Below are 25,728 nucleotides of genomic sequence, written 5' to 3' on the forward strand. Positions count from 1 at the left end.
CGCTCGACGGAACGCGTTTCCCCAGGTCAGGGCGATTGTCAGAGCCGGGGTGCAGGATGGACGCATGGTCAGCTCCGCACACCGGGCCCTCGACGGCTTCTCCCCCGCGACCCGCGGCTGGTTCACGGGGGCCTTCTCCGCGCCCACGGCGGCCCAGTCGGGGGCGTGGCGGGCCATCGGGGAGGGCTCGGACGTGCTGGTGGTCGCGCCGACCGGTTCGGGCAAGACGCTGGCCGCGTTCCTCGCCGCCCTGGACCAGCTCGCCTCGACGCCTCCGCCGGCGGATCCGAGGAAGCGCTGCCGCGTGCTGTACGTGTCTCCGCTGAAGGCCCTCGCGGTCGACGTGGAGCGCAATCTGCGCAGCCCGCTGACCGGCATCCGCCAGGAATCCGTGCGCCTTGGCCTGCCCGAGCCCGAGGTCAAGGTCGGCATCCGCTCCGGCGACACCCCGGCCGCCGAGCGCCGCGCCCTGTCCACGCGGCCGCCGGACATCCTGATCACCACCCCGGAGTCCCTGTTCCTGATGCTGACGTCGGCCACGCGCGACGCGCTGACCGGCGTGGAGACGGTGATCCTGGACGAGGTGCACGCGGTCGCGGGCACCAAGCGCGGCGCGCATCTCGCGCTGTCCCTGGAGCGCCTCGACGAGCTGCTGCCGAGGCCGGCCCGCCGCATCGGCCTGTCCGCGACGGTCCGCCCGGTGGACGAGGTGGCCCGCTATCTCTCGCCTCGCCGCAAGGTGGAGATCGTCCAGCCGGAGTCCGGCAAGGAGTTCGACCTGTCCGTCGTCGTCCCGGTCGAGGACCTGGGCGAGCTGGGCGGCTCCCCGGTCGCCGACGGCAGCGAGGGCGCGGAGCGGCCGTCGATCTGGCCGCACGTCGAGGAGCGGATCACCGACCTGGTCCAGGCCCACCGCTCCACGATCGTCTTCGCCAACTCCAGGCGGCTCGCGGAGCGCCTGTGCAACCGGCTCAACGAGATCGCGTACGAGCGGGCGACCGGCGAACCCCTGGACGAGCACCACTCGCCGGCCGAACTCATGGGCGGCTCCGGCGCGGCCCATGGCGCGCCCCCGGTCATCGCGCGCGCCCACCACGGATCGGTCTCCAAGGAGCAGCGCGCCCTGGTCGAGGAGGACCTCAAGGCCGGCCGTCTCCCGGCCGTGGTCGCCACCTCCAGCCTCGAGCTGGGCATCGACATGGGCGCCGTCGACCTCGTCGTCCAGGTCGAGTCCCCGCCCTCCGTGGCCTCCGGCCTCCAGCGTGTCGGCCGCGCGGGGCACCAGGTGGGCGCGGTCTCCACCGGTGTGGTCTTCCCCAAATACCGAGGAGACCTGGTCCAGGCCGCGGTGGTCACCGAGCGGATGCGTTCCGGGTCCATCGAGTCCCTGAAGGTCCCCGCGAATCCCCTGGACGTCCTCGCCCAGCAACTGGTCGCGATGACGGCGCTGGACAGCTGGCAGTTCGACGACCTGCTCGCCACGGTCCGCCGCGCCGCCCCCTTCGCGTCGCTCCCCGAGTCCGCGTTCACGGCCGTCCTGGACATGCTCGCGGGCCGCTACCCCTCCGACGCCTTCGCCGAGCTGCGCCCGCGCGTGGTGTGGGACCGCGTGACCGGCACCGTCACCGGCCGCCCGGGCGCCCAGCGCCTCGCGGTCACCTCCGGGGGCACGATCCCCGACCGTGGGCTCTTCGGTGTCTTCCTCGCCGGCGCCGACCCCAAGAAGGGCGGCGGCCGGGTCGGCGAACTCGACGAGGAGATGGTCTACGAGTCCCGGGTCGGCGACGTCTTCACGCTCGGTACGAGCTCCTGGCGCATCGAGGACATCACGCGCGACCGCGTCCTGGTCTCCCCCGCGCCGGGCGTGCCGGGCAGGCTGCCCTTCTGGAAGGGCGACCAGCTGGGCCGCCCGCTGGAACTGGGCCGTGCGGTGGGCGCGTTCCTGCGCGAGGTCGGCTCACTGCCCAAGGACGACGCCCGGCTGCGGCTCCTCGCGGCCGGCCTCGACGCGTGGGCGGCGGACAACGTCCTGTCGTACCTGGACGAGCAGCGTGAGGCCTGCGGTCACGTCCCGGACGACCGCACAATCGTCGTGGAGCGCTTCCGCGACGAGCTCGGCGACTGGCGCGTGGTCGTGCACTCCCCCTTCGGCGCCCAGGTGCACGCCCCGTGGGCGCTGGCGCTCGGCGCCCGCCTGTCCGAGCGGTACGGCATGGACGCCCAGGTCATGCACGCCGACGAGGGCATCGTGCTGCGCCTGCCGGACGCCGACCTCATGGGCCTGGACCTGCTCGACCAGGGACCGACGAAGGCCGGCGCGTCCCCGGGTACGGAGTACGACGCCGACCAGGCCCCCGTGGGCGCGGCGGACGTCGCCTTCGACAAGGGCGAGGTCGACCAGGTCGTCACCGACCAGGTCGGCGGCTCGGCGCTGTTCGCGGCCCGCTTCCGCGAGTGCGCGGCCCGCGCCCTGCTGCTCCCGCGCCGCAACCCCGGCAAGCGCACACCGCTGTGGCAGCAGCGTCAGCGCGCCGCCCAGCTGCTGCAGGTGGCCAGCGAGTTCGGCTCGTTCCCGATCGTCCTGGAGGCGGTCCGCGAATGCCTCCAGGACGTCTTCGACGTCCCCGGGCTCGTCGAGCTGATGGGCGACCTCGAGTCCCGCAAGGTCCGCCTGGTCGAGGTCACCACACCCGAGCCCTCGCCCTTCGCCCGCTCCCTGCTCTTCGGGTACGTCGCCCAGTTCCTGTACGAGGGCGACTCCCCCCTCGCCGAGCGCCGCGCGGCCGCTCTGTCGCTGGACTCCCGGCTGCTGGCCGAGCTGCTGGGCCAGGCCGAGCTGCGCGAGCTGCTGGACGCGGAGGTGCTGACCGAGCTGGAGCGGGAGCTGCAGTGGCTCGCCGAGGACCGCCGCGTCAAGGACGTCGAGGGCGTCGCGGACGTCCTGCGGGTGCTCGGGCCGCTCACGGACGCCGAGCTCGCCGAGCGGGGCGCCGAGCCGCACTGGGCGCGGGAGCTGGCCGGCGCCCGCCGGGCCATCCGGGTCCGCGTCGCGGGCGCGGACCACTGGGCGGCGATCGAGGACGCGGGCCGCCTGCGCGACGCCCTCGGCACGGCGCTGCCGGTCGGCGTCCCCGAGGCCTTCACCGAACCGGTCAAGGACCCGCTGGGCGACCTGCTCGCCCGCTACGCCCGCACCCACGGCCCGTTCACGTCGACCACAGCGGCGGCCCGCTTCGGGCTGGGCGTGGCGGTCACGGAGGGCGCGTTGCAGCGGCTGGCCGCGGGCGGGCGTGTCGTCCAAGGTGAGTTCCATCCCGCGGGCATCGGCCAGGAGTGGTGCGACGCGGCCGTGCTGCGCCGGCTGCGCCGTCGGTCCCTGGCCGCCCTGCGGCACGAGCTGGAACCGGTGCCGCCGGCCGCGCTGGCGCAGTTCCTGCCGCAGTGGCAGCACATCGGCAAGGGCCACGGCCTGCGCGGCGTCGACGGACTGGTGCGCGCCGTGGAGCAGTTGCAGGGCGCGTCCGTGCCCGCGTCCGCCCTGGAGAAGCTGGTCCTGCCGTCCCGCGTGGCGAACTACACCCCGTCGATGCTCGACGAGCTCACCGCCGCCGGAGAGGTGGTGTGGGCGGGCGCGGGCGCGCTGCCCGGCAAGGACGGCTGGGTCTCGCTGTACCTGGCCGACGCGGCCCCGCTGCTGCTGCCGCCGCCCCACCCGTTGGAGCTGACCGCCCTTCACCAGTCGGTCCTGGACGCCCTGTCGGCGGGCTACGGCCTGTTCTTCCGTCAGATCGCCGACCAGGTCCGCGCCACCACCCACCCCGACGCCACCGATCCCCAACTCGCCGACGCCGTCTGGGACCTGTCCTGGTCGGGGCGGCTCACCAACGACACGCTCGCCCCGATGCGCTCCCTGCTGGGCTCCGGCCGCACCGCCGGTTCCACGGCCCATCGCGCCAAGCGTGCTGTCCCGCGCGGGCGTTACGGTTCGCTGACGGCCGCCGCCCGCCCCGTCTCCCGCAGCGGGCCGCCGACCGTCGCGGGCCGCTGGTCCCTGCTCCCCCAGCGCGAGCCGGAGCAGACCGTGCGTGCCCACGCCCTGGCCCGCGCCCTCCTCGACCGGCACGGCGTGGTCACCCGGGGCGCGGTCGCCGCGGAGGGCGTGGAGGGCGGCTTCTCGGCCGTGTACCGCATTCTGTCCGCCTTCGAGGAGACCGGACAGGCCCGGCGCGGCTATGTGGTCGAGGGCCTCGGCGCCGCGCAGTTCGCGATGGACGGAGCCGTGGACCGTCTGCGCGCGGTGTCCAACGCGCGCGACCGGGGCGAGGGGCTGCCCGGCCCGGGTTCCGGGGGCGCCGTTCCCCAGCCTTTCGGCATGCCCGGCAGCCACCCGGACGCGGACCCCTTCGGCCAGGGCGACGGCGAGCACGGCATCGCGGACTTCGCCGACTTCGACTGGCCGGCCGACCACCGCGCCGGCCCGGGTGACTACGTCTCCCCGCGCGACGCCGCCTCCGATCTCTCCTCGCCCTCCGATCTCTCCTCGCCCGGCTACGGCGGCCCCCGGGGCGGCCCCGTCTCCCCGTACGGCTCCGGCTACGGCGCCTCGCGTACCCGTACGTCTTCGGCCCCCGACTCCCGCGCGGTCGTCCTGGCCGCCGCCGATCCCGCGAACGCCTACGGCGCGGCCCTGCCCTGGCCCGAGCCGCCGGACGGGGCGGGGCACAAGCCGGGCCGCAAGGCGGGCTCGCTGGTGGTGCTCGTCGACGGCGAGCTGACGCTGTACATGGAGCGCGGCGGCAAGACGCTGCTGGCCTGGCCCGGTGCGCCGGACAGGGAGGCGTCCGACGACCCCCGCCTGCGCTCGGCCGCGGACGCCCTGGCGGCGGCCGCCCGCGCGGGCACTCTCGGCACGGTCACGGTGGAGCGCGTCAACGGCGCCTCGGCCCTCACCGCCCCCGTCGGCACCCTGCTGGAAGGTGCGGGATTCATCGCCACCCCGCGCGGCCTGCGGCTCAGGGCCTGATCCACGGGGCAGCCACACGGTCCGCCGCGGGTCACCCCGCCGTGTCACCCTTGACGCATGCCCGAAGGTGACACGGTCTGGCAGACCGCGAGACGGCTGCACGGCGCGCTCGCGGGCAAGGTGCTGACCCGCAGCGACTTCCGGGTGCCGAAGTACGCCACGGTAGACCTCACCGGCCGGACCGTCCTGAGCACCGTCCCGCGCGGCAAACACCTGCTCACCCGGATCGAGGGCGGCCTGACGCTGCACACCCACCTCCGTATGGAGGGCTCCTGGAAGGTCTACGGCCCGGACGAGCGCTGGCGGGGCGGCCCCGCCCACCAGATCCGGGCCGTCCTCGGCACCGCCGACCACGCGGCCGTCGGCTACCGCCTTCAGGTCCTGGAGTTCCTGCGCACCGGGGAGGAGGAACGCGTCGTAGGGCACCTCGGCCCCGACCTGCTCGGCCCGGACTGGGACCCCGAACGCGCCCTGGCCGGCCTGCTGGCCGACCCCGCCCGCCCGCTCGGCGAGGCCCTGCTCGATCAGCGCAATCTCGCCGGCATCGGCAATGTCTACAAGAGCGAGCTCTGCTTTCTGCTCGGCGTGACCCCGTGGCTCCCCGTCGGCGCGCTCCCGGCGGACCGCGCCGCCCAACTGCCCGCCCTCGCCAAGAAACTCCTCGAGGCGAACCGCGACCGCCCGGTCCGGCAGACCACGGGAGTCCGCCACCACGACCTGTTCGTGTACGGCCGCGCCCCCCGCCCCTGCCTGCGCTGCCACATGCCGGTCCGGGTGGCGGACCAGGGCGACGGCACCCAGGAACGCCCCACCTACTGGTGCCCCACCTGCCAGCGGGGCCCGGCCCCCGTACCGGGAGCGCCGCAGACATGGCGGGACCGCTATCGGCGCACAGCCAATTGACGATCCGTCAGAAACGCTCGTACCGTCGCTGCATGCCCGTCAAGGCGTACGACCTCACCGGACGCACCGCATTCGTCACCGGCGCCGCCGGCGGCATCGGCCGGGCCTCGGCCGTCCTGCTCGCCGAGGCGGGCGCGACGGTGCACTGTGCCGACCGGGAAGCGAACGGCCTGCACGAGACGGCGGCCCTCATCGAGGACCGCGGCGGCACCGCCCGCACCCACCCCCTCGACGTCACAGACCGCGCCCGGCTCGGCGAGGCCGTCCGCTCCTGCGAGCGGCTGGACGTGATGGCGGCGATCGCCGGCGTCATGCACAGCAGCCCGGTCCTGGAGACCCGGGACGAGGACCTCGACCGGGTGCTGAACGTCAACTTCAAGGGCGTGCTGTACGCCTGCCAGGAGGCGGCCCGGCTGATGCTCGCCCGGCACACCCGGGGCAGCATCATCACCATGGCCTCGGGCGCGATCGACACCGGCGGACCGGGGCTGCTCTGCTACGGCGCGGCGAAGGCGGCCGTGGTCCAGCTCACCAAGACGCTGGCGGCCGAGGTCGGCCGGCACGGCATCCGCGTCAACGCGGTCGCCCCCGGCTGGATCCGCACGCCGATGACCGACCGCCACGACCAGGAGGCCCAAGCGCACACCGAGGCCCTGATGGCCCGCATGTCCCCGCTCGGCCGGGTCGGCGAGGCCGACGACATCGCGCACGCCGTGCTGCACCTGGCGTCCGACGCGTCGTCCTTCACGACGGGCCAGATCCTGCGTCCGAACGGTGGTGTGGCGATGCCCTGGTAAGACCTCCGGCCGACCGTTTCTTCGGCACACAGTGCACCGGCAGCAGACTGAGCCCCCATCCCCCGGTGACGACCGCCCCCTCGACCACACCGCCGTCCCCCACGGCGACCCGTACCGCGGCCCACCACCACACCGTCCCGAGTCCCAGGACGACTCCCCAGCGCACTGTCCGCCCCACCATGGCCGCCTCCTCCAGCCGGACGCTAGAACGCCACCGAACCCGCCGGGGAGGCGCACCAACGGCTCACTGATGCAATGACATCCCCGGCCGGCTCACGCGTTCTCGGCCTGGAACATCCAGTGGTGCTTCTCGAGATCCGCGGTGATGCTGATGAAGATGTCCTGGGACACCGGATCCGGGTCCCCGGTCGCCGTCACCCGGTCCCGCATCCGTGTGATCACCGCGCCCAGCGCGTCCACGAGCGCCCGCACCGCGTCCGTGTCCTTGATCCAGCCCGAGGGCGCCGTCGCGATGCCGCTGGCGGCCGCCACGGTCGCCGCGCGTCCGTCGGGCGGGACGCCCAGCGTCGACGCCCGTTCCGCCACGGTGTCGGAGTGGGTCCGCGCCGAGGCGACCACCTCGTCGAGCTGGAGGTGGATGGAGCGGAACCTGGGACCGACGATGTTCCAGTGGACCTGCTTGGCGACCAGCGACAGGTCCACCAGGTCCACGAGGGCGCCCTGCAACGCCTCCGAGACGGTCTTCAGGTCCGCGTCGGGCAGTGGGCTCTTCACGACGGACATGCGCACCTCCGATGCCTCGGCCTCGTCACGTCCCTCCACGATGACCGCGCCACCGGACACCGGCAAACGGAGGCGGCAGCACGAAGGCCCCCGCCGGGCTCCTCCAGGTCTCCCCGGAGAAAGCCCCGGCCGGGGCCTTGGACGTGTCGCGTCAGGCGGCGACGACATCCACCGCCTCGGCGGGCGCCTTGATGGTCACCCGTTCCGGTGGCACACCGGTCACCGACACGGAACCCAGCATCGGGCGAACCGGCGTGGGTACGGGTTCGGTGGCCGCGGCAGACCGGGCCAGCTCGGCGAGGGCGAGCTCGTCGCTCACTTCCCGCATGAGCTCGGACATCCGTACGTCCAGCGCGTCGCAGATGGCGGAGAGCAGTTCGGAGGAAGCCTCCTTCTGCCCCCGCTCCACCTCGGAGAGATAGCCGAGCGAAACTCGGGCGGACGAGGAGACTTCGCGCAGAGTACGGCCCTGGCGCTGGCGCTGCCGACGCAGCACGTCACCCAGCAGGCGACGGAGCAGAATCATCGGTGGCTCCCTCCTCGGACCGCGTAGCCGCATCCTTCTCGCCCCACCGTACCGCCTCGCGCTGCGGCCGTGCGGGGAGCGATGTCGTGTTCACTCAGGGCTGCAAACATCAAAACCCCCCGTTCCGTTCCGTATCCTGTGTCCGCTCATTCCCGCTGTGTTCGCTCGCGAGCCGCTCGAGAAGCAGTGCGAGCACGCTCCGTACACTCTCCATACGAATTTCCGCACGGTTGCCGTTCAACCGCAGAGCCGTGACTTTTCCGCCACCGGCAGAACCGGAACCGGTCCCGAACGGCCCCTCCACGGCCACGAAGACCGTGCCGACGGGCTGCCCGTCCTGCGGGTCCGGGCCGGCGACCCCCGTCGTCGCCAGCCCCCAGTCGGCGCCCAGCGCATTGCACACCCCGGCCGCCATCTGGGCCGCGACCTGCGCGTCCACCGCCCCCCGCTCGGCCAGCAGGGTGGCGTCGACACCCAGCAGGGCCTGCTTCAGGTCGGTGGCATAGGCGGTGACCGAACCCCGGAACACCCTGGACGCCCCGGGGACGGCCGTGATCTCCGCCGCCACCAGGCCACCGGTGAGCGACTCGGCGACGGCGACCGTCTCGCCCCTCACCGTCAGTAGTCGCACCACTTCAGTGGCCGCGGAACTCACGCTTCCGACTCCTCCAACGCCGCCTTGCGCTCGGCGATTCCCCGCCGGCGCAGCACAATGGCCTGTCTCACATAGTCGAGACCGGTCACGACGGTCAGCACGACCGCCACCGCCATCACCCAGAACCTCAGGGTCGCCAGCCATCCCGTCAGTGCCAGCACGTACATCCCCACGGCCACGCCCTGGGTGAGCGTCTTCAGCTTGCCGCCGCGGCTCGCCGGGATGACGCCGTACCGGATGACCAGAAAACGCAGAAGCGTGATCCCGAGTTCCCGGCCGAGGATGACGGCCGTGACCCACCACGGCAGATCGCCCAGCCCGGACAGACAGATCAGCGCCGCCCCCATGATCGCCTTGTCGGCGATCGGGTCGGCGATCTTCCCGAAGTCGGTGACGAGGTTGTAGGTACGCGCCAGGTGACCGTCGAACAGGTCGGTGATCATGGCGATGGCGAAGGCCGCCCAGGCCAGCGAGCGCCACGCCGGGTCGTACCCGCCGTCGGCCAGCATCAGGGCCACGAAGCCGGGCACCAGGAAGAGCCGGAGCATGGTCAGCAGATTGGCGACGTTCCAGACGCTGGCCTGGTTGACGGCCGCCGCCGCCAGCTTGGCGCCCCGGGGCGTCTTGGCCGCGCCCAGCGCACCGTCCGCGGCTCCGCCGGCGGAGCCGCCGGAAGCGGTTGTACCGGAGCCCGAGCCGGCCGCCGTGCCGGAGGCACCGGCGGAGCTCGCGGCGCCCTGCGCGCCGGTGGAGCCGCCCGCGGCGGACGCCGGGACTCCGGTCATCTGTCCGCCTCCTCACTACACGCGAGCGAAGCCTCGAGCGGCTCGGCCACCAGGTCGACACCCTCCGTACCGACCACCTTCGCCTCGACCATACGGCCGACGCTCAGGCCGGCGCCGCTCGTGAGCAGCACCTGGCCGTCCGTCTCCGGGGCCTGGTGCGCCGCACGCCCGTGCACGCCCTCCTCGTCGTCCACGGACTCCACGAGGACGTGCACGGTCTCACCGAGGCGCTCCTCGGCCCGCTGCGAGACAAGTTCCTCCGCCAGCCGGGAGATGTGCGCCAGCCGCTCGGCGACGACGTCCTCGTCGAGCTTGCCGTCGTAGGTCGCCGCCTCCGTGCCCTCCTCGTCGGAGTAGCCGAAGACGCCGATGGCGTCCAGTCGCGCGCCATTCAGGAAGCGCTCCAGCTCGGCCAGGTCCGCCTCGGACTCCCCGGGGAAGCCCACGATGAAGTTCGAGCGCACGCCGGCCTGCGGGGCCTTGTTCCGGATGGTGTCGAGCAGCTCCAGGAAGCGGTCGGTGTCGCCGAAGCGCCGCATCGCGCGCAGCACGCCGGGCGCGGAGTGCTGGAAGGACAGGTCGAAGTAGGGGGCGACCTTCGGGGTGGAGGTCAGCACGTCGATCAGGCCCGGGCGCATCTCGGCCGGCTGGAGGTAGCTGACGCGCACACGTTCGATCCCGTCGACGTCCGCCAGCTCGGGCAGCAGCGACTCCAGCAGGCGGATGTCGCCGAGGTCCTTGCCGTAGGAGGTGTTGTTCTCGGAGACCAGCATGATCTCCTTGACGCCCTGCTCGGCCAGCCAGCGCGTCTCGTTCAGCACGTCGCTCGGGCGGCGGGAGATGAAGGAACCGCGGAAGGACGGGATGGCGCAGAAGGAGCAGCGCCGGTCGCAGCCGGAGGCGAGCTTCACCGAGGCGACCGGGGCGCCGTCCAGCCGACGACGCAGGGGTGCGCGGGGACCGGACTGCGGGGCCAGGCCCTCCGGCAGGTCGGCCGGGGCGCCGTGCCCGGGCAGGGCCACATCGGTCGCCGTCTGCCGCTCGGCCGGGCTGATCGGCAGCAGCTTGCGGCGGTCGCGCGGGGCGTGGGAGGCGTGGATACCGCCGGAGAGGATGGTCTGGAGGCGGTCGGAGATGTCCGTGTAGTCGTCGAAGCCGAGCACGCCGTCGGCCTCGGGGAGGGCCTCGGCGAGCTCCTTGCCGTACCGCTCGGCCATGCAGCCCACCGCCACGACGGCCTGGGTTCTGCCATGGCCCTTGAGGTCATTGGCCTCCAGAAGGGCGTCCACGGAGTCCTTCTTGGCGGCCTCCACGAAGCCACAGGTGTTGACCACGGCGACATCGGCGTCCCCGGCGTCCTCGACGAGCTGCCAGCCGTCCGCCTCCAAACGGCCTGCGAGCTCCTCCGAGTCCACCTCGTTACGGGCGCAGCCGAGAGTGACTAGTGCGACGGTACGGCGTTCAGGCATGGGCTCAAGACTACTTCGTCCCGCTGACACCCCACGTCGACGGGGTTGGCCGATCTTGGCCAACCCCGTGTGAAGACACCCTCTCCGGGCCGCTCGTGCCCAGCGGCCGCTAGCCGACCTCGGGGTCGCCCTTGGTGTACGTCAGCCGTTCCACGGCCCCGGGCTGGAAGTCGTCCTCGATCTTCTTGCCGTTGACGTAGAGCTGTATGGCACCGGCGTCCCCCAGGATGAGGTTGATCTTCGTGCTGTCCTGGAAGGTCTTGGACTCGCCCTTGTTCAGGAGCCCGTCGAACAGCATGCGGCCGTTGTGGTCCTTGGCCGAGATCCAGCTGCGCCCGTCCGCGGCGCTGACCCGGACCGTCACCTTGTCCTGCGGCGCGGCCGCGATGGCGCTGTCGGACGGGTCGGCCTTCTGGCCGGCGGGCTTGCCCTTCTTGGGCGTGGGCGAGGCGGCCTTCTTGGTCGTGGGCGTGGCCCCCTCGGCGACCTGGGCCTTCGCGTCGTTGCCGGAGTCGCCGCCCTTGACGATGGTGAACCCGACGAAGCCGATCACCGCGACGATCGCGGCGACCATGGCGGCGGTCCAGTTCGGCCCGCGCCGCTCGGGGCGGATACGTTCCGCCTCGAACAGCGGGGCGGCCGGGGTCGGGGCGGGGCGCCCGCCGTGCTCGGCGTCGAACCGGGCCAGCAGCGGGGCGGGGTCGAGGCGCACGGCCCTGGCCAGGGTCCGGATGTGCCCGCGGGCGTACACGTCGCCGCCGCAGGGTGCGAAGTTGTCCGCCTCGATGGCGTGCACGATGGCGATGCGGACCCGAGTGGCGCTGCTGACGTCGTCGACGGTGAGCCCGGCGGCGATGCGCGCCTGCCGCAGCGTACGGCCGATGGAGGGATGGGCTTCCTCGGAGACGTCGGGGAACGGACGGTCGTCTTCGGGAGAGTTGCCGATGGACACGGGGGCGCCTTTCGAGCGTGTAGCCACCTGTGCTGGAAATTCAGTCTAGGGGTGCAAAAGGGTGGGGCAACCGGGCGGTTGGGCTCTGTACGTCATCGGTATGGCCCGACATACCGACGACGGGCCAGGCACGAACCCCGGATCGGAGCCCGCACCTGTCCTCTCGCTCAACTTGACGTGCGGCAAGGGGAAACGGTTGCCCGCCGCTCTCTAACGGGTGGATCACGACGAGGCAACCGTCCGGCTCCATCCCGGCCCCCGGACGGCCCGTGTCCCTTGGGACCAATCCCTACCCCTCAGACTCCCCGCGTATCACCGCGAGCACGCCGTCCAGGTCATCGGGTTTCACAAGAACGTCACGTGCCTTGGACCCCTCGCTCGGTCCCACGATGCTGCGCGACTCCATGAGGTCCATGAGCCGGCCGGCCTTGGCGAAGCCGACGCGCAGCTTGCGCTGGAGCATGGACGTGGACCCGAACTGCGTGGAGACCACCAGCTCGGCGGCCTGGCACAGCAGGTCGAGGTCGTCGCCGATGTCCTCGTCGATCTCCTTCTTCTGCTTGGTGCCGACGGTGACGTCGTCCCGGAACACGGGCGCCATCTGGTCCTTGCAGTGCTGGACGACGGCGGCGACCTCGTCCTCGGTCACGAACGCGCCCTGCATACGGGTCGGCTTGCTCGCTCCCATCGGCAGGAACAGGCCGTCGCCCTTGCCGATCAGCTTCTCGGCGCCCGGCTGGTCGAGGATGACCCGCGAGTCGGCGAGCGAGGATGTGGCGAAGGCGAGCCGGGAGGGCACGTTCGCCTTGATCAGGCCGGTGACGACGTCGACCGACGGGCGCTGCGTGGCGAGCACCAGATGGATACCGGCCGCGCGCGCGAGCTGCGTGATGCGCACGATCGCGTCCTCGACGTCGCGCGGCGCGACCATCATCAGGTCGGCCAGCTCGTCGACGATCACCAGCAGGTACGGGTACGGCTGGAGCTCCCGCTCGCTGCCCTCCGGCGGCTTGGCCTTCCCCTCGCGCACGGCGCGGTTGAAGTCGTCGATGTGCCGGTAGCCGTAGGCCGCCAGGTCGTCGTAGCGCAGGTCCATCTCGCGTACGACCCACTGGAGCGCCTCGGCGGCCCGCTTGGGGTTGGTGATGATCGGCGTGATCAGGTGCGGGATGCCCTCGTAGGCGGTCAGCTCCACCCGCTTGGGGTCGACCAGGATCAACCGGACGTCCTCGGGGGTCGCCCGCATCATGACCGAGGTGATGAGGCAGTTGATGCACGACGACTTGCCGGAGCCGGTGGCACCGGCGACCAGCATGTGCGGCATCTTCGCCAGCGAGTGCATGACGTAGCCGCCCTCGACGTCCTTGCCGAAGGCGACCAGCATCGGGTCGTCGTCCTCCGCGGACTCCGCGAGGCGCAGTACGTCGCCGAGGTTGACCATCTCCCGGTCGGTGTTGGGGATCTCGATGCCGACCGCGGACTTGCCCGGGATCGGGCTGATGATCCGTACGTCGGGGCTGGCGACGGCGTACGCGATGTTCTTGGTCAGTGCGGTGATCCGCTCGACCTTCACGGCGGGGCCGAGCTCGACCTCGTAGCGGGTGACCGTCGGGCCGCGTGTGAAGCCGGTGACGGCCGCGTCGACCTTGAACTCGGTGAAGACGGTGGTGAGCGAGGCGACGATCGCGTCGTTGGCGGCGCTGCGTGCCTTGCCGGGGCCGCCGCGGGTGAGCAGGTCGAGGGTGGGCAGCGCGTAGGTGATGTCGCCGGAGAGCTGCAGTTGCTCGGCGCGCGGCGGCAGGTCGCGGGACTGCTCGGGGGCCGCCTTGGTGAGGTCGGGGACCGGACCGGACCGGAGCTTCTCCTGCTTGGGCCGTCCGGCCGGGGCCGGGACGGGCGGCGCGGTCTGCTCCGGAGCGGGCGCGGGGGCCGGTACGGGTGTCGGCGTCGTGTCCTCGCGGTCGCCGACGCTGACGCCCTGGGTGAGGTCGGCGACGATCCGCGAGGGCGGCATGCCGTGCAGGACGGCGCCGTCGAGGTCGGCCGCGGCGGCCGCGGCGATGTCCACGGCGTCCATGTGCCGGTCCATGGCGGGCTGCGGCACCGCAGAGCGCCTGGGGCGGCTCCGGCGCTTGGCGAGTGCCTCCTGCTCGGCGCCGTCGGGGTCGTACGTCTCAGGGGCGCTCCGGCGCCTTCGGGGGCGCGCGGGCAGCGCCTCGCGCCACTGTTCGTCGTACCGCTGGTCGTCGTCGGTGAATTCATCGAACTCGTCGTCGACGGGGTCGGGCAGGAGCCCCAGGCGTACGCCGAGCGCGCGCAGCCGCTGCGGGATGGCGTTGACCGGGGTGGCGGTGACCACGAGCAGCCCGAAGATCGTCAGCAGCACGAGCAGCGGTACGGCCAGGACGTCGGTCATGGCGTACGTCAGCGGCGTCGCCGCGCCCCAGCCGATGAGGCCGCCGGCGTCCCTTATGGCCTGCATGCCGTCGCTGCGGGCGGGCGAGTCGCAGGCGATGTGGACCTGGCCGAGGACGCCGATGACGAGCGCGGACAGGCCGATGACGATCCGGCCGTTGGCCTCTGGCTTCTCGGGGTGCCGGATGAACCGCACGGCGATGACCGCGAGCAGTATCGGCACCAGCAGGTCGAGTCGGCCGAAGGCGCCGGTCACCAGGATCTCCACGAGATCCCCCACGGGGCCGCGCAGATCGGCCCAGGTGCCGGCGGCGACGATCAGTGCGACTGCGAGCAGCAGCAGCGCGACGCCGTCCTTGCGGTGGGCCGGGTCGAGGTTTCTCGCGCCCTGTCCTATGCCGCGGAAGACGGCGCCGACGGCGTGCGCCAGGCCGAGCCAGAGGGCGCGCACCAGCCGGTAGACGCCCCCGGTGGGGTTGGGGGCGGGTTTGGGCGCGGGCGCGGCCTTCTTCACCGGAGCCTTCTTGGCGGGCGCCTTCTTCGCCGGGGCCCTCTTCGCAGCGGCCTTCTTCGCCGGCGCCTTCGCCGCAGCGGCCGCCTTCTTGGCGGGCTGCTTCTTCGCTGCGGAGGGACGTGAGGCCATGGGTGTGAGGTTACCGGTGGAGAGGACAGCGGACACGCGTGCTCAGTGCTTCACCCGTTCGTGTCGTCCTTGGGAGGGCACCGAGCTGACGCCCGCTCATTCGCAAGTGCGGCCGCCGCGGGCGTCAGTTCTGCGAGGGCATCGCCGCGGCGCCGCCCGTACCCGGCTCCAGGGCGTCGAGTGCGCGGCGCAACCCCGTGAGTTTGCGTTCGAGATGGGCCGCGGTGGCCACCGCGGCCGCGTCCGCCGACTCGTCGTCAAGCTGCTTGGACAGGGCCTCGGCCTGCTCCTCGACCGCCGCGAGCCGGGCGGACAGCTCGGCGAGGAGTCCGGCCGACTCCTTGCCGCCGCCGACCGTGCCCTTGCCGTTGCCGCCCTCCAGCTGCAGCCGCAACAGCGCCGCCTGCTCCCGCAGCTGGCAGTTCTTCATGTACAGCTCGACGAAGACCGAGACCTTCGCGCGCAGCACCCAGGGGTCGAACGGCTTGGAGATGTAGTCCACCGCGCCCGCCGCGTAGCCCCGGAAGGTGTGGTGCGGGCCGTGATTGATGGCGGTGAGGAAGATGATCGGGATGTCCCGGGTCCGTTCTCGCCGCTTGATGTGCGCCGCGGTTTCGAAACCGTCCATTCCCGGCATCTGGACGTCCAGCAGAATGACCGCGAAATCGTCCGTGAGCAGTGCTTTGAGCGCTTCCTCCCCGGACGATGCCCGCACCAGTGTCTGATCGAGCGCAGAGAGGATGGCCTCCAGCGCCAGCAGATTCTCCGGCCGGTCATCGACCAGGAGGATCTTGGCCTTCTGCACCATGGCCCGCCCTCCTCGCCCCGGCGGTACACCGGGCGCCGCCCCAGGGGACGACTCCCTTTCGCCGCCCGTCCTTGTGCCGGTCATGGTAGCCGCACCCCGCCTGTCGCCACACCCTGTCACCGCGATGTCACTGTGCACGTAGCAGAAACGCGGCGAGAGACCAGAAGGTTCCCCGATTCCCGCACTTCCACACCTCCGCGGCCACCCTGCGTCAACAACTTCGCACACGCATCGCCGGTTCCCGGCGCCTTCACCCGACTTTCACCCGGGCCCGCCGACACGGTCACTCAGCCCTCATGCGTCGCTCATGCGAGGCTCACCCGGCGCTCATTCCGCGCGCATCCACTGCTTCATCACCGCCAACAGGTGATCGGGGTCGACCGGCTTCGTCACATAGTCGGAAGCACCCGACTCGATCGCCTTCTCCCGGTCGCCCTTCATCGCCTTGGCGGTCAGCGCCACGATCGGCAGCCCGGCGAACTGAGGCATCCGGCGGATCGCCGTGGTGGTCGCGTACCCGTCCATCTCGGGCATCATGATGTCCATCAGCACGACCGCCACGTCGTCGTGCTGCTCCAGGACCTCGATGCCCTCGCGGCCGTTCTCGGCGTACAGCACGGACAGGCCGTGCTGCTCCAGGACGCTGGTGAGCGCGAAGACGTTGCGGATGTCGTCGTCGACGATCAGTACCTTCTCCCCGCCGAACCGCACCGGCTGGTGCGACGGGTGCACCGCCTCCTGCTGCCCCGCGACCGGCCAGTGCTCGGTGCGCTGCTCGTTCGACGGAGCGCCCCGGCGACGGCGCCGGAAGAGCGCGGCGGCGCCGTTCTGGGTCTCCCGGTACGACTTCACCTCGGCCGGCGTCTCGATCTCCACGGGGGACAGCTCCATGGAGTGGGCCTCCGAGGCGACCAGGTCGCCCGCCTCCAGCGCGGGCAGGGACTGCTGGTAGCCCTGCGGCGGCAGTTCGCTGGGGTGCAGCGGCAAATACAGCGTGAACGTCGAGCCGCGTCCCGGCTCGCTCTGCGCGTGGATCTCACCGCCGAGCAGCTGGGCGATCTCCCGCGAGATCGACAGCCCGAGGCCCGTACCGCCGTACTTGCGGCTGGTGGTGCCGTCCGCCTGCTTGAACGCCTCGAAGATCACCCGCATCTTGCCGGCGGCGATGCCGATGCCGGTGTCGGTCACGGAGAACGCGATCAGCGGCGCGTCCGCGTCGGTCAGCGACCCGGCCTCCAGCAGCTGCTCCCGGATGCGCACCGGCACGTCGGAGCCGGCCGGCCGGATCACCAGCTCGACCGAGCCGGAGTCGGTGAACTTCACCGCGTTGGACAGCAGGTTCCGCAGCACCTGGAGCAGCCGCTGCTCGTCCGTGTGCAGCGTGGCGGGCAGCTCCGGCGAGACCCGCACCGACAGGTCGAGGCCCTTCTCGGCGGTCAGCGGCCGGAAGGTGGCTTCCACATAGTCCACGAGCTGGACCAGCGCGATACGCGTCGGGGAGACGTCCATCTTGCCTGCCTCGACCTTCGACAGGTCGAGGATGTCGTTGATCAGCTGGAGCAGGTCGGAGCCCGCCCCGTGGATCGTCTCGGCGAACTCGACCTGCTTCGGGGAGAGGTTGCCCTCGGCGTTGTCGGCGAGCAGCTTCGCCAGGATCAGCAGCGAGTTCAGCGGCGTGCGCAGCTCGTGCGACATGTTCGCCAGGAACTCGCTCTTGTAGCGCATCGAGACCGCGAGCTGCTCGGCGCGCTCCTCCAGGACCTGCCGCGCCTCCTCGATCTCGGTGTTCTTCACCTCGATGTCGCGGTTCTGCTGGGCCAGCAGCTCGGCCTTCTCCTCCAGTTCGGCGTTGGAGGCCTGGAGCGCCTTCTGCCGCTGTTCCAATTCCTCCGACCGCAGCCTGAGTTGCTCGGTCAGCTCCTGCGACTGCCGCAGCAGCACCTCCGTCTTGGTGTTGACGGAGATGGTGTTGACGCTGGTCGCGATCATCTCGGCGATCTGGTTGAGGAAGTCCTTCTGGATCTGCGTGAACGGCGTGAAGGACGCCAGCTCGATGACGCCGAGGACCGTGTTCTCGAACAGCACCGGCAGCACGACCACCTGGGCGGGCGGTGCCTCGCCGAGCCCCGAGGAGATCTTCAGGTACCCGCTGGGGGCGTTCTCCACGATGATCGTGCGCCTCTCCTGCGCGGCCGTTCCGATCAGCCCCTCACCCGGCCGGAACGACGTCGGCATGGAGCCCATCGAGTAGCCGTACGAACCGAGCATGCGCAGCTCGTACGCGTCCTCGCTCTCGGCGCTCATGTCCTTGCCGTCGACGAGCGGCATCGCCAGGAAGAACGCGCCGTGCTGCGCGGAGACCACCGGTGTCAGCTCACTCATGATCAGCGAGGCCACGTCCTCCAGGTCGCGGCGGCCCTGCATCAGCGCGGAGATACGGGCGAGGTTGCCCTTGAGCCAGTCCTGCTCCTTGTTGGCGATCGTGGTGTCGCGCAGGTTGGCGATCATCTTGTTGATGTAGTCCTGAAGCTCCTGGATCTCGCCGGAGGCGTCGACGTCGATCTTCAGGTTCAGGTCGCCGCGGGTCACCGCGGTCGCCACGCGCGCGATGGCACGCACCTGCCGGGTCAGGTTCCCGGCCATCTCGTTCACGGACTCCGTCAGGTCCCGCCAGGTGCCGTCGACGTCACGCACCCGCGCCTGACCGCCGAGCTGCCCCTCGGTGCCCACCTCGCGGGCCACCCGGGTGACCTCCTCGGCGAAGCTGGACAGCTGGTCGACCATGGTGTTGATCGTCGTCTTGAGCTCGAGGATCTCGCCGCGGGCGTCAATGTCGATCTTCTTGGTCAGGTCACCCTTGGCGATGGCGGTGGTGACCATGGCGATGTTGCGCACCTGACCGGTCAGGTTGGACGCCATCTGGTTCACCGACTCGGTGAGGTCCTTCCACGTGCCAGCCACACCCGGCACCCGCGCCTGACCGCCGAGGATGCCGTCCGTGCCCACCTCACGGGCCACCTTGGTGACCTGGTCGGCGAACGAACTCAGCGTCTTGACCATCGTGTTGATCGTGTCGGCGAGCTGCGCCACCTCGCCGCTCGCCTCGATCGTGACCTGTCGGGTCAGGTCGCCGTTGGCGACCGCGGCCGACACCTGGGAGATGTTGCGCACCTGCATGGTCAGGTTGTTGGCCATCAGGTTGACGTTGTCGCTGAGGTCCTTCCAGATGCCCGTGACACCCGGCACCCGCGCCTGACCGCCCAGAATGCCCTCCGTGCCCACCTCACGGGCCACCCGGGTCACCTGCTCGGCGAAGCTGGACAGCTGGTCGACCATCGTGTTGACCGTCGTGACGAGCTCGAGGATCTCGCCCTTGGCGTCCACGGTGATCTTCTTCGACAGGTCACCCTTGGCGACCGCCGTGGTGACCTCGGCGATGTTGCGGACCTGGATGGTCAGGTTGTTCGCCATGAAGTTCACGGACTGCGTGAGGTCCTTCCAGGTACCCGCGACCCCCTGGACCTCCGCCTGACCGCCGAGCATGCCCTCGGTGCCCACCTCGCGCGCGACGCGCGTGACCTCCTGGGCGAACGACGACAGCTGGTCGACCATCGTGTTCAGGGTGTTCTTCAGCTCGAGAATCTCCCCGCGCGCGTCCACGGTGATCTTCTGCGACAGGTCACCCCGGGCCACCGCGGTCGCCACCTGCGCGATGTTGCGCACCTGGGCGGTGAGGTTGCCGGCCATGCCGTTCACCGAGTCGGTCAGGTCGCGCCACACACCGGCCACGCCGGGCACCTGCGCCTGACCGCCGAGGCGGCCGTCCGTACCCACCTCACGGGCCACCTTGGTGACCTGGTCGGCGAAGGCGGAGAGCTGGTCGACCATCGTGTTGATGGTGTTCTTCAGCTCGAGGATCTCCCCGCGCGCATCGACGTCGATCTTCTGCGACAGGTCACCGCTGGCCACCGCCGTCGTCACCTGGGCGATGTTGCGCACCTGCGAGGTCAGGTTCCCGGCCATCGAGTTGACGGAGTCGGTGAGCTCCTTCCACGTACCCGACACACCGTCCACACGCGCCTGACCGCCCAGGCGGCCCTCCGTGCCCACGTCCCGTGCCATCCGCGTCACCTGGTCGGCGAAGCTCGACAGCTGGTCCACCATCGTGTTGACGGTGTTCTTCAGCTGGAGCATCTCACCGGAGACGTCCACCGTGACCTTCTGGGAGAGATCACCGTTGGCCACGGCCGTCGTCACCTGGGCGATGTTGCGCACCTGGCCGGTGAGGTTCCGGAACGCCGTGTTGACGGAGTCCGTCAGGTCCTTCCACGTACCGGCCGCCCCCGGCACCTGCGCCTGACCTCCCAGCTCACCCTCGACACCGACCTCCCGCGCCACGCGGGTGACCTCGGCACCGAACGACGACAACTGGTCGACCATCGTGTTGACGGTGTTCTTCAGCTCCAGCATCTCGCCGGCCACGTCCACGGTGACCTTCTGCGAGAGGTCACCGCTGGCCACCGCCGTCGTCACCGCGGCGATGTCCCTCACCTGTGTGGTCAGATTCCGGAACACCGTGTTGACGGAGTCCGTCAGGTCCTTCCAGGTACCCGCCGCTCCCGGCACGTTCGCCTGCCCGCCGAGCTGTCCCTCGGCCCCGACCTCGTTGGCCACGCGGGTGACCTCGTCGGCGAAGATCCGCAGCGTCTCGGTCATCTGGTTGATGGTCTCGGCGAGCTGCGCGACCTCGCCACGCGCCGGGACGGTCACCTTCTGCGACAGATCACCGTTGGCCACGGCCGTGGTGACCTGGGAGATCCCCCGCACCTGGGCGGTGAGATTGCCCCCCATGGTGTTGACGGAGTCGGTGAGCTCCTTCCACACCCCGGCGACCCCGGGCACCTGCGCCTGCCCGCCCAGGATGCCCTCCGTGCCCACCTCACGGGCGACACGGGTCACCTCGGAGGAGAACGAGGACAGCTGCTCCACCATCGTGTTGACGGTGTTCTTCAGCTCCAGCATCTCGCCGGCCACATGCACGGTGACCTTGCGTGACAGGTCACCCCGCGCGACCGCCGTGGTCACCAGCGCGATGTCACGCACCTGCGCGGTGAGCCGGTTCGCCATCGTGTTGACGGACTCCGTCAGATCCTTCCACGAACCGGACATACCGCGCACCCGGGCCTGACCGCCCAGCTTGCCCTCGGTACCCACCTCGCTGGCCACGCGCGTGACCTCGTCGGTGAACGTCGACAGCTGGTCGACCAGGTTGTTGACGGTCCGCCCGACCTTCAGGAACTCGCCCCGCAGCGGATGTCCGGTCCCGTCCGGGGCCTGCGTCCTGAGCTCCATGCGCGGCGACAGATCGCCCTCCGCCACCGCGGACAGCACCCGGCCGACCTCGGAAACCGGCCGTACGAGATCGTCGACGAGCGCGTTCGAGGCGTCGATGGCCGAGGCCCACGAACCCTCGCAGGCACCGGTCTCCAGCCGTTCCGTGAGTTTTCCCTCACGTCCCACCACACGCCGCACTCGCGACAGTTCACCCGTCAGGTGCAGATTCCGGTCGGCCACCTCGTTGAACACGGCCGCGATCTCCGACATCACGCCGTCCCCGGACACCGTGAGCCGCTTGCGGAAATTGCCGTCCCGCATGGCCACGAGAGCCACCAGCAGCCGGTCCAGGGCGGCGGTGTCCACCTGGGTGGTGCCGCCCCGCCGCCTGCCCTGGGACGGTCCGCCCTTCGCGCGCGTGTTCGTGCTCCGCGTCGCTGCGCCAGACTCCACTGTGTCCCTCCCGCAGGGATCGACCGTTACTGCTGTGCTCGCGTACTTCTGTTCGGCTGCCGGTTACTCGTGCGTATTTCTGCCAGAAGAGATCCGCTCGCACCAGAGGCTGCTGCCCTCCGTACACGGAACGCACTCAGCCTGACCGGACCTTCACCAGAAGCTTGCCCAGTGTTTCACCCCGGCCGAACCAGGCCATAACAGTTCGGCAGCTTCGCACATCGTCCGCACACCCTGGGGGCGTAATCACCGCCGACCGGCATCCTCACGGGCCGCGAAGGTAAGTAACCTTGCATGCGGCTGTCCAGCCGCACCGGTCCGTCCGGCCTGGGCGGTGGCACGAGCACGAGCGGGCATCGGAGGGGCGGCCGCAGACCATGACCACCGGACTGATCCCGGGGGGACAGCCCCCGGACCCCCAGCCTACGGGCACGCGGATGCCGCACCAGCGGCGCGAGCCGGACGGCACCGGATCCCTGCACGTCGACAACCGGTCGAGGAGTTCTGTGATCACCGCGCGCGCGGCCGCCAGCTTCGAGCCCGTCGGACGATCGGTCGCGACCGCCCGATCCTTCGTCCGCGACAGCCTCCAGGGCTGGGGTTTCGCCGACATCGTGGACGACGCGGTGGTCCTCACCAGCGAACTGGTGACCAACGCGGTCGTCCACGCGGGCACCGCCGCCGACGTGCTGTGCCTACGCACCGACGACGGCGTACGCATCGAGGTGGCCGACCGGTATCCCGAGCGCGAGGTGCCCCTCCAGGGCCCGGCCTCCACCATGGGCAGCCCCGACCGCGAGGGCGGCCGCGGACTCCAGCTGTGCGCGGCCCTGGCCGCCCGCTGGGGCGTGGACTACACGCCCACCCACAAGAACGTCTGGTTCCAACTCGACCTGCCCGAACGCCCGGTCGGCACCCGCACCGCCGGCCCGTCCCTGCCCGCCGACCTCCTCCCGCTGGCCGACGGCCGGGTCCGCGTCGCGGTCGTCCAGATCGACCGCAAGGGCGCCATCACGGCCTGGAACGAGGACGCCGAGGAACTCTTCGGCCACACCGCCGGCCAGGTCACCGGCAGGCCCCTGACCGACTTCGCGGCCTGGCCGCACACCCCGGGCACCGGCACCGGAATCGCCGAGGCACTCCAGCTCTCCCGCTGGGAGGGCAGCTACGGCATCCGCGGCGCCGACGGCCGGGTGACCTCGGTGTACGCCTCCCACCTCCGGGTCCGCGACACCGCCGGCGAGCCCTCCACGGTCTGCCTCCTGGTACGGGACCATGAACGCGCCGTCCTCCAGACGCCGACGCGCGTGCCGTCCTCCGACCCGGCCCCGGCCGCCGACGGCCAGAGCACCGACCCCTTCGAGGTGTTCATCGGCTCCCCGGCGCCGGACGACCTCGACGGCCTCCTGCAGCGCACCGCCGAGCGCGCCCGCGACATGCTCGACGGAGACGCGGCCTTCCTGCTGCTCGCGACCGACGACGAGACGGAGCTGGAGGTCCGCGCCTCCACCGGCCTGCCCTCCGCCCGCCAGCGCTTCGCCCGCGTACCCGTCGAGGCGGGCCCCGGCCGCTACGGCTCGGCCCGCATGCCCGCCGTCCACGACGACCTCACCGCGGTCCCCGGCGCCGTACCCCTCCTCAACGACACCGGCATGCGCTCCGTCGTCACCGTGCCGCTGAAGGTCGAGGGCCGCCTCACCGGATCCCTCGGCGTCGCGGCGGAGGCTCCGGGCAGATACTCCAACGAGGAGGCCCTGCGCCTGCAGTTCGCCGCCGACCGGATCGCCCTGGCCGTCGAATCGGCCCGCCTGGGCGAGCTGGAACGCCTGCGCCGCGGTTCGCTCAGCTTCCTCGTCGAGGCCTCCGACCTGCTCGCCGGCACCCTCGACCGCGACCAGACCCTCGCCCTGATGGCGCAGATGACGGTACCGACCCTCGCCACCTGGTGCGCCGTCTACACCATCGCGGACCAGGCCTCCGAGCCGTACCTGTCGTACGTGCTGCACGAGGACGAGGATCTCATCGACGGCATCAAGTCCCTGCTGTCGAAGGTCCCCCCGCCCGACCCGGTACCGACGCCGGGCGCCCGCGTCTGGACGACCCCCGGCGAGGTGGCCCACCAGGCGGCGCTGCGCTCCTCGATGCGCAGCCTCGGCCTGACGGGCGGGCCCGCATACCCGGTGTCCTCGAGCATCGGCCCCACGCTCGCCACTGCCTCCGCGGTCGGCGGCGAGACGGTCGTCCTGCCGCTGGTCGCCCGCAACCGTGTCATCGGCATGCTGACGCTGGGCAAACCCACCGACGAGCACTTCCGCCAGGAGATCCTGGAACTGGCCGAGGACCTGTCCCGCCGGGCCGCCCTGGCCCTGGACAACGCCCGCCTGTACTCGGAGCGGACGGCCATCAGCCAGGCCCTCCAGCGCAGCCTCCTGCCGCCCGGACAGCCGCAGATCAACGGCGTCGAGGTCGAGGTCATCTACCGCGCGGCCGGCGAGGGCAACGAAGTGGGCGGCGACTTCTACGACGTCTTCCCGATCAGCGACGGCGCGTACGGCTTCGCCATCGGCGACGTCTGCGGTACAGGCCCGAACGCCGCCGCGGTCACCGGCCTGGCCCGGCACGCGCTGCGCCTGCTGGCACGCGAGGGACTGAGCGGCCCGGCGGTCCTCGAACGCCTGAATTCCGCCATCCTCGACGAGGGCGCCCGCAGCCGCTTCCTGACGCTCCTGTACGGCGAGCTGCGGCCCAGGGAGGACGGCAGCGCCGAGCTCAAGGTGGTGTGCGCCGGCCACCCGCTCCCCCTGCGCCTGCGCCAGGACGGCACGGTGGAGGCGGCGGCCGAACCCCAGCCGCTCCTCGGGGTCATCGAGGATCTGGAGCTGTACGAGGAAACGGTCGTCCTGGACCCGGGCGACGTCCTGCTGTGTGTCACGGACGGCGTCACGGAACGCCGCGAAGGCACCCGCATGCTCGGCGACGACGGCCTCGCGGAGGTCCTCACCACCTGCACGGGCCTCACCGCGGGGGCGGTGGCCGCCCGGATCATGCGCGCGGTGGAACGCTTCGCGTCCGACGCCCCGTCCGACGACATGGCCATCCTGGCGATGCGCGTTCCCGGTATCCACACGGAGTAGGACATGAAAAGACCCCGCCCAAATGGGCGGGGTCTTTTTTGGTTCCTTCTGCTGGAGCCCCCAAACGGAATCGAACCGTTGACCTTCTCCTTACCATGGAGACGCTCTGCCGACTGAGCTATAGGGGCCTGTCGCTTTCGAGGTTTCCCTCGCGGCAACGGGATAGATCATACCCCGAACGGACCCGGGTTCCCAAACTCGTTCAGTGCACGCCTCAGCGCCCACTCAGAAAGCGGGCTGGAGCAGCCCTCCGAGGGCATTGCACGCGGAGACGATCCGCTGCATGTCCCGCCTCGTCAACGAAGCGTGCGCAGGCAGGGCGAGCGTCTCGTCGGCGGCCCGTTCGGTCTCCGGCAGTGCCACGCAGCGCCGGAACTCCGGCAGCCGGTGGACCGGCGTCTTCACGGGCACCCGGCACTCAACTCCCTTGGCCCGTATCGCCCTGGCGAAGGCGTCCCGGTCCGGCCGCCCGTTGCCCGGCACCCGCACCACGTACTGCTGGTAGGTGTGTCCGTCACCGCCGTCGGGCGTACGCACGCCCCTGAGCTTGGCGTCGAGATAGGCGGCCCGCTCCCTGCGCTGGGCGACCTCGTCGTACGGCGCCTCGGACTCGCCCTGCTCCAGCACCAGCAGCCCGTTCCGCTGACCGACGGCGTGCAACCGGGCGATGTCTGCCCGCCGTCCGAAGCGGTGCACGGCAACGACCGCCGCGGTACGAGGAGTTACGGCCGCCTCGACGGCCTCGGCGTCGAGGCAGTACGTCGCCGGGTCTATGTCGGCGAACACCGGAAGCGCACCGGCCAGGGTCACGGCCTCGGCGACTTCGACGTTCCCGAAGGCCGGCACGACGACCTCGTCACCGACTCCGACGCCGGCGGCCCTGAGCATTGCAGCAGTACCCATGTGATGGATGCTGGTTGCGGAACGTGAACTTCAAGTAACGCATAACAAAAATGGGTTGGTCCCCGAACCGAAGTTCGGGGACCAACCCATCAATATTTGTTCGGCGGTGTCCTACTCTCCCACAGGGTCCCCCCTGCAGTACCATCGGCGCTGTGAGGCTTAGCTTCCGGGTTCGGAATGTAAC

14 protein-coding genes, 1 tRNA gene and 1 rRNA gene are annotated in these 25,728 nt (G+C 71.1%); 4 read left to right on the forward strand and 12 right to left on the reverse strand.

From position 1 onward, the window contains the following. Positions 1-64 precede the first annotated feature (64 nt). From ACH45E_RS41975 to ACH45E_RS41985, 3 genes are read left to right on the forward strand one after another with little or no spacing between them, the layout of a single operon-like run. A complete protein-coding gene (locus tag ACH45E_RS41975) occupies positions 65-5,023 on the forward strand; it encodes a DEAD/DEAH box helicase (protein WP_361454767.1) in 4,959 nt (1,652 codons plus the stop codon). A 57-nt stretch (positions 5,024-5,080) separates the two neighbouring features. Then, the gene (locus ACH45E_RS41980; protein WP_361454770.1) at positions 5,081-5,926 is read left to right on the forward strand and encodes a DNA-formamidopyrimidine glycosylase family protein; all 846 of its coding nucleotides are present in this window, start codon (positions 5,081-5,083) and stop codon (positions 5,924-5,926) included. Positions 5,927-5,958: 32 nt separating this feature from the next. Continuing rightward, a complete protein-coding gene (locus ACH45E_RS41985) occupies positions 5,959-6,723 on the forward strand; it encodes an SDR family NAD(P)-dependent oxidoreductase (RefSeq protein WP_361454773.1) in 765 nt (254 codons plus the stop codon). 273 nt (positions 6,724-6,996) lie between these two features. Here the strand turns inward: ACH45E_RS41985 and ACH45E_RS41990 are convergent, their stop codons facing one another. From ACH45E_RS41990 to ACH45E_RS42030, 9 genes are all read right to left on the reverse strand, one after another. Continuing rightward, positions 6,997-7,467 carry a DNA starvation/stationary phase protection protein gene (locus ACH45E_RS41990; RefSeq protein ID WP_361454776.1) on the reverse strand — a complete coding sequence of 157 codons (471 nt, stop codon included), beginning with the start codon at positions 7,465-7,467 and terminating at the stop codon, positions 6,997-6,999. A gap of 151 nt (positions 7,468-7,618) precedes the next feature. Beyond that, positions 7,619-7,993, reverse strand: a complete 375-nt coding sequence (locus ACH45E_RS41995) for a helix-turn-helix transcriptional regulator (RefSeq protein ID WP_361454779.1) — start codon at positions 7,991-7,993, stop codon at positions 7,619-7,621. Between the two features lie 109 nt (positions 7,994-8,102). Next, positions 8,103-8,648 (reverse strand): CinA family protein, encoded by a 546-nt coding sequence (locus ACH45E_RS42000; RefSeq protein WP_361454782.1) that lies wholly within the window; start codon positions 8,646-8,648, stop codon positions 8,103-8,105. After that, entirely contained in the window at positions 8,645-9,433 is a 789-nt protein-coding gene (gene pgsA, locus ACH45E_RS42005; RefSeq protein WP_361454785.1) for a CDP-diacylglycerol--glycerol-3-phosphate 3-phosphatidyltransferase, read from the reverse strand. The genes ACH45E_RS42000 and pgsA overlap by 4 nt, the downstream gene beginning before the upstream one ends. Continuing rightward, positions 9,430-10,902 carry a 30S ribosomal protein S12 methylthiotransferase RimO gene (gene rimO / locus ACH45E_RS42010; protein ID WP_361454788.1) on the reverse strand — a complete coding sequence of 491 codons (1,473 nt, stop codon included), beginning with the start codon at positions 10,900-10,902 and terminating at the stop codon, positions 9,430-9,432. The genes pgsA and rimO overlap by 4 nt, the downstream gene beginning before the upstream one ends. Before the next feature lie 109 nt (positions 10,903-11,011). After that, the gene (locus ACH45E_RS42015; protein WP_361454791.1) at positions 11,012-11,854 is read right to left on the reverse strand and encodes a RodZ domain-containing protein; all 843 of its coding nucleotides are present in this window, start codon (positions 11,852-11,854) and stop codon (positions 11,012-11,014) included. A gap of 289 nt (positions 11,855-12,143) precedes the next feature. Beyond that, a complete protein-coding gene (locus ACH45E_RS42020; protein ID WP_361454794.1) occupies positions 12,144-14,912 on the reverse strand; it encodes a DNA translocase FtsK in 2,769 nt (922 codons plus the stop codon). 124 nt (positions 14,913-15,036) lie between these two features. Beyond that, entirely contained in the window at positions 15,037-15,720 is a 684-nt protein-coding gene (locus tag ACH45E_RS42025; protein WP_361454797.1) for a response regulator, read from the reverse strand. 327 nt (positions 15,721-16,047) lie between these two features. Next, on the reverse strand, positions 16,048-21,507 hold the full coding sequence (locus tag ACH45E_RS42030; RefSeq protein ID WP_361454800.1) for a HAMP domain-containing protein: 5,460 nt from the start codon (positions 21,505-21,507) through the stop codon (positions 16,048-16,050). 377 nt (positions 21,508-21,884) lie between these two features. Here ACH45E_RS42030 and ACH45E_RS42035 point away from each other — a divergent pair, with 377 nt between their 5' ends. Continuing rightward, entirely contained in the window at positions 21,885-24,641 is a 2,757-nt protein-coding gene (locus ACH45E_RS42035; protein WP_361454803.1) for a SpoIIE family protein phosphatase, read from the forward strand. Positions 24,642-24,693: 52 nt separating this feature from the next. Here the strand turns inward: ACH45E_RS42035 and ACH45E_RS42040 are convergent. The 3 genes from ACH45E_RS42040 to rrf all read right to left on the reverse strand — a co-directional run. After that, a tRNA-Thr gene (locus tag ACH45E_RS42040) sits at positions 24,694-24,769 on the reverse strand. A 97-nt stretch (positions 24,770-24,866) separates the two neighbouring features. Then, positions 24,867-25,529: a DegT/DnrJ/EryC1/StrS family aminotransferase gene (locus ACH45E_RS42045; protein WP_361454815.1), complete on the reverse strand. Its 663-nt coding sequence runs from the start codon at positions 25,527-25,529 to the stop codon at positions 24,867-24,869. A 113-nt stretch (positions 25,530-25,642) separates the two neighbouring features. Beyond that, a 5S ribosomal RNA gene (gene rrf, locus ACH45E_RS42050) occupies positions 25,643-25,728 on the reverse strand; the annotation flags it as partial.

This window comes from Streptomyces sp. NPDC020299 (genome assembly GCF_044387825.1).
Taxonomy (GTDB): domain Bacteria; phylum Actinomycetota; class Actinomycetes; order Streptomycetales; family Streptomycetaceae; genus Streptomyces.

What these genes read in the sequence shown, in the direction of transcription:
- ACH45E_RS41975 (WP_361454767.1), top strand. Translation starts at nt 65, where the DNA reads ATGGTCAGCTCCGCACACCGGGCCCTCGACGGCTTCTCCCCCGCGACC.
- ACH45E_RS41980 (WP_361454770.1), top strand. Translation starts at nt 5,081, where the DNA reads ATGCCCGAAGGTGACACGGTCTGGCAGACCGCGAGACGGCTGCACGGC.
- ACH45E_RS41985 (WP_361454773.1), top strand. Translation starts at nt 5,959, where the DNA reads ATGCCCGTCAAGGCGTACGACCTCACCGGACGCACCGCATTCGTCACC.
- ACH45E_RS41990 (WP_361454776.1), bottom strand. Translation starts at nt 7,467, where the DNA reads ATGTCCGTCGTGAAGAGCCCACTGCCCGACGCGGACCTGAAGACCGTC.
- ACH45E_RS41995 (WP_361454779.1), bottom strand. Translation starts at nt 7,993, where the DNA reads ATGATTCTGCTCCGTCGCCTGCTGGGTGACGTGCTGCGTCGGCAGCGC.
- pgsA (WP_361454785.1), bottom strand. Translation starts at nt 9,433, where the DNA reads ATGACCGGAGTCCCGGCGTCCGCCGCGGGCGGCTCCACCGGCGCGCAG.
- rimO (WP_361454788.1), bottom strand. Translation starts at nt 10,902, where the DNA reads ATGCCTGAACGCCGTACCGTCGCACTAGTCACTCTCGGCTGCGCCCGT.
- ACH45E_RS42020 (WP_361454794.1), bottom strand. Translation starts at nt 14,912, where the DNA reads ATGGCCTCACGTCCCTCCGCAGCGAAGAAGCAGCCCGCCAAGAAGGCG.
- ACH45E_RS42025 (WP_361454797.1), bottom strand. Translation starts at nt 15,720, where the DNA reads ATGGTGCAGAAGGCCAAGATCCTCCTGGTCGATGACCGGCCGGAGAAT.
- ACH45E_RS42035 (WP_361454803.1), top strand. Translation starts at nt 21,885, where the DNA reads ATGACCACCGGACTGATCCCGGGGGGACAGCCCCCGGACCCCCAGCCT.
- ACH45E_RS42045 (WP_361454815.1), bottom strand. Translation starts at nt 25,529, where the DNA reads ATGCTCAGGGCCGCCGGCGTCGGAGTCGGTGACGAGGTCGTCGTGCCG.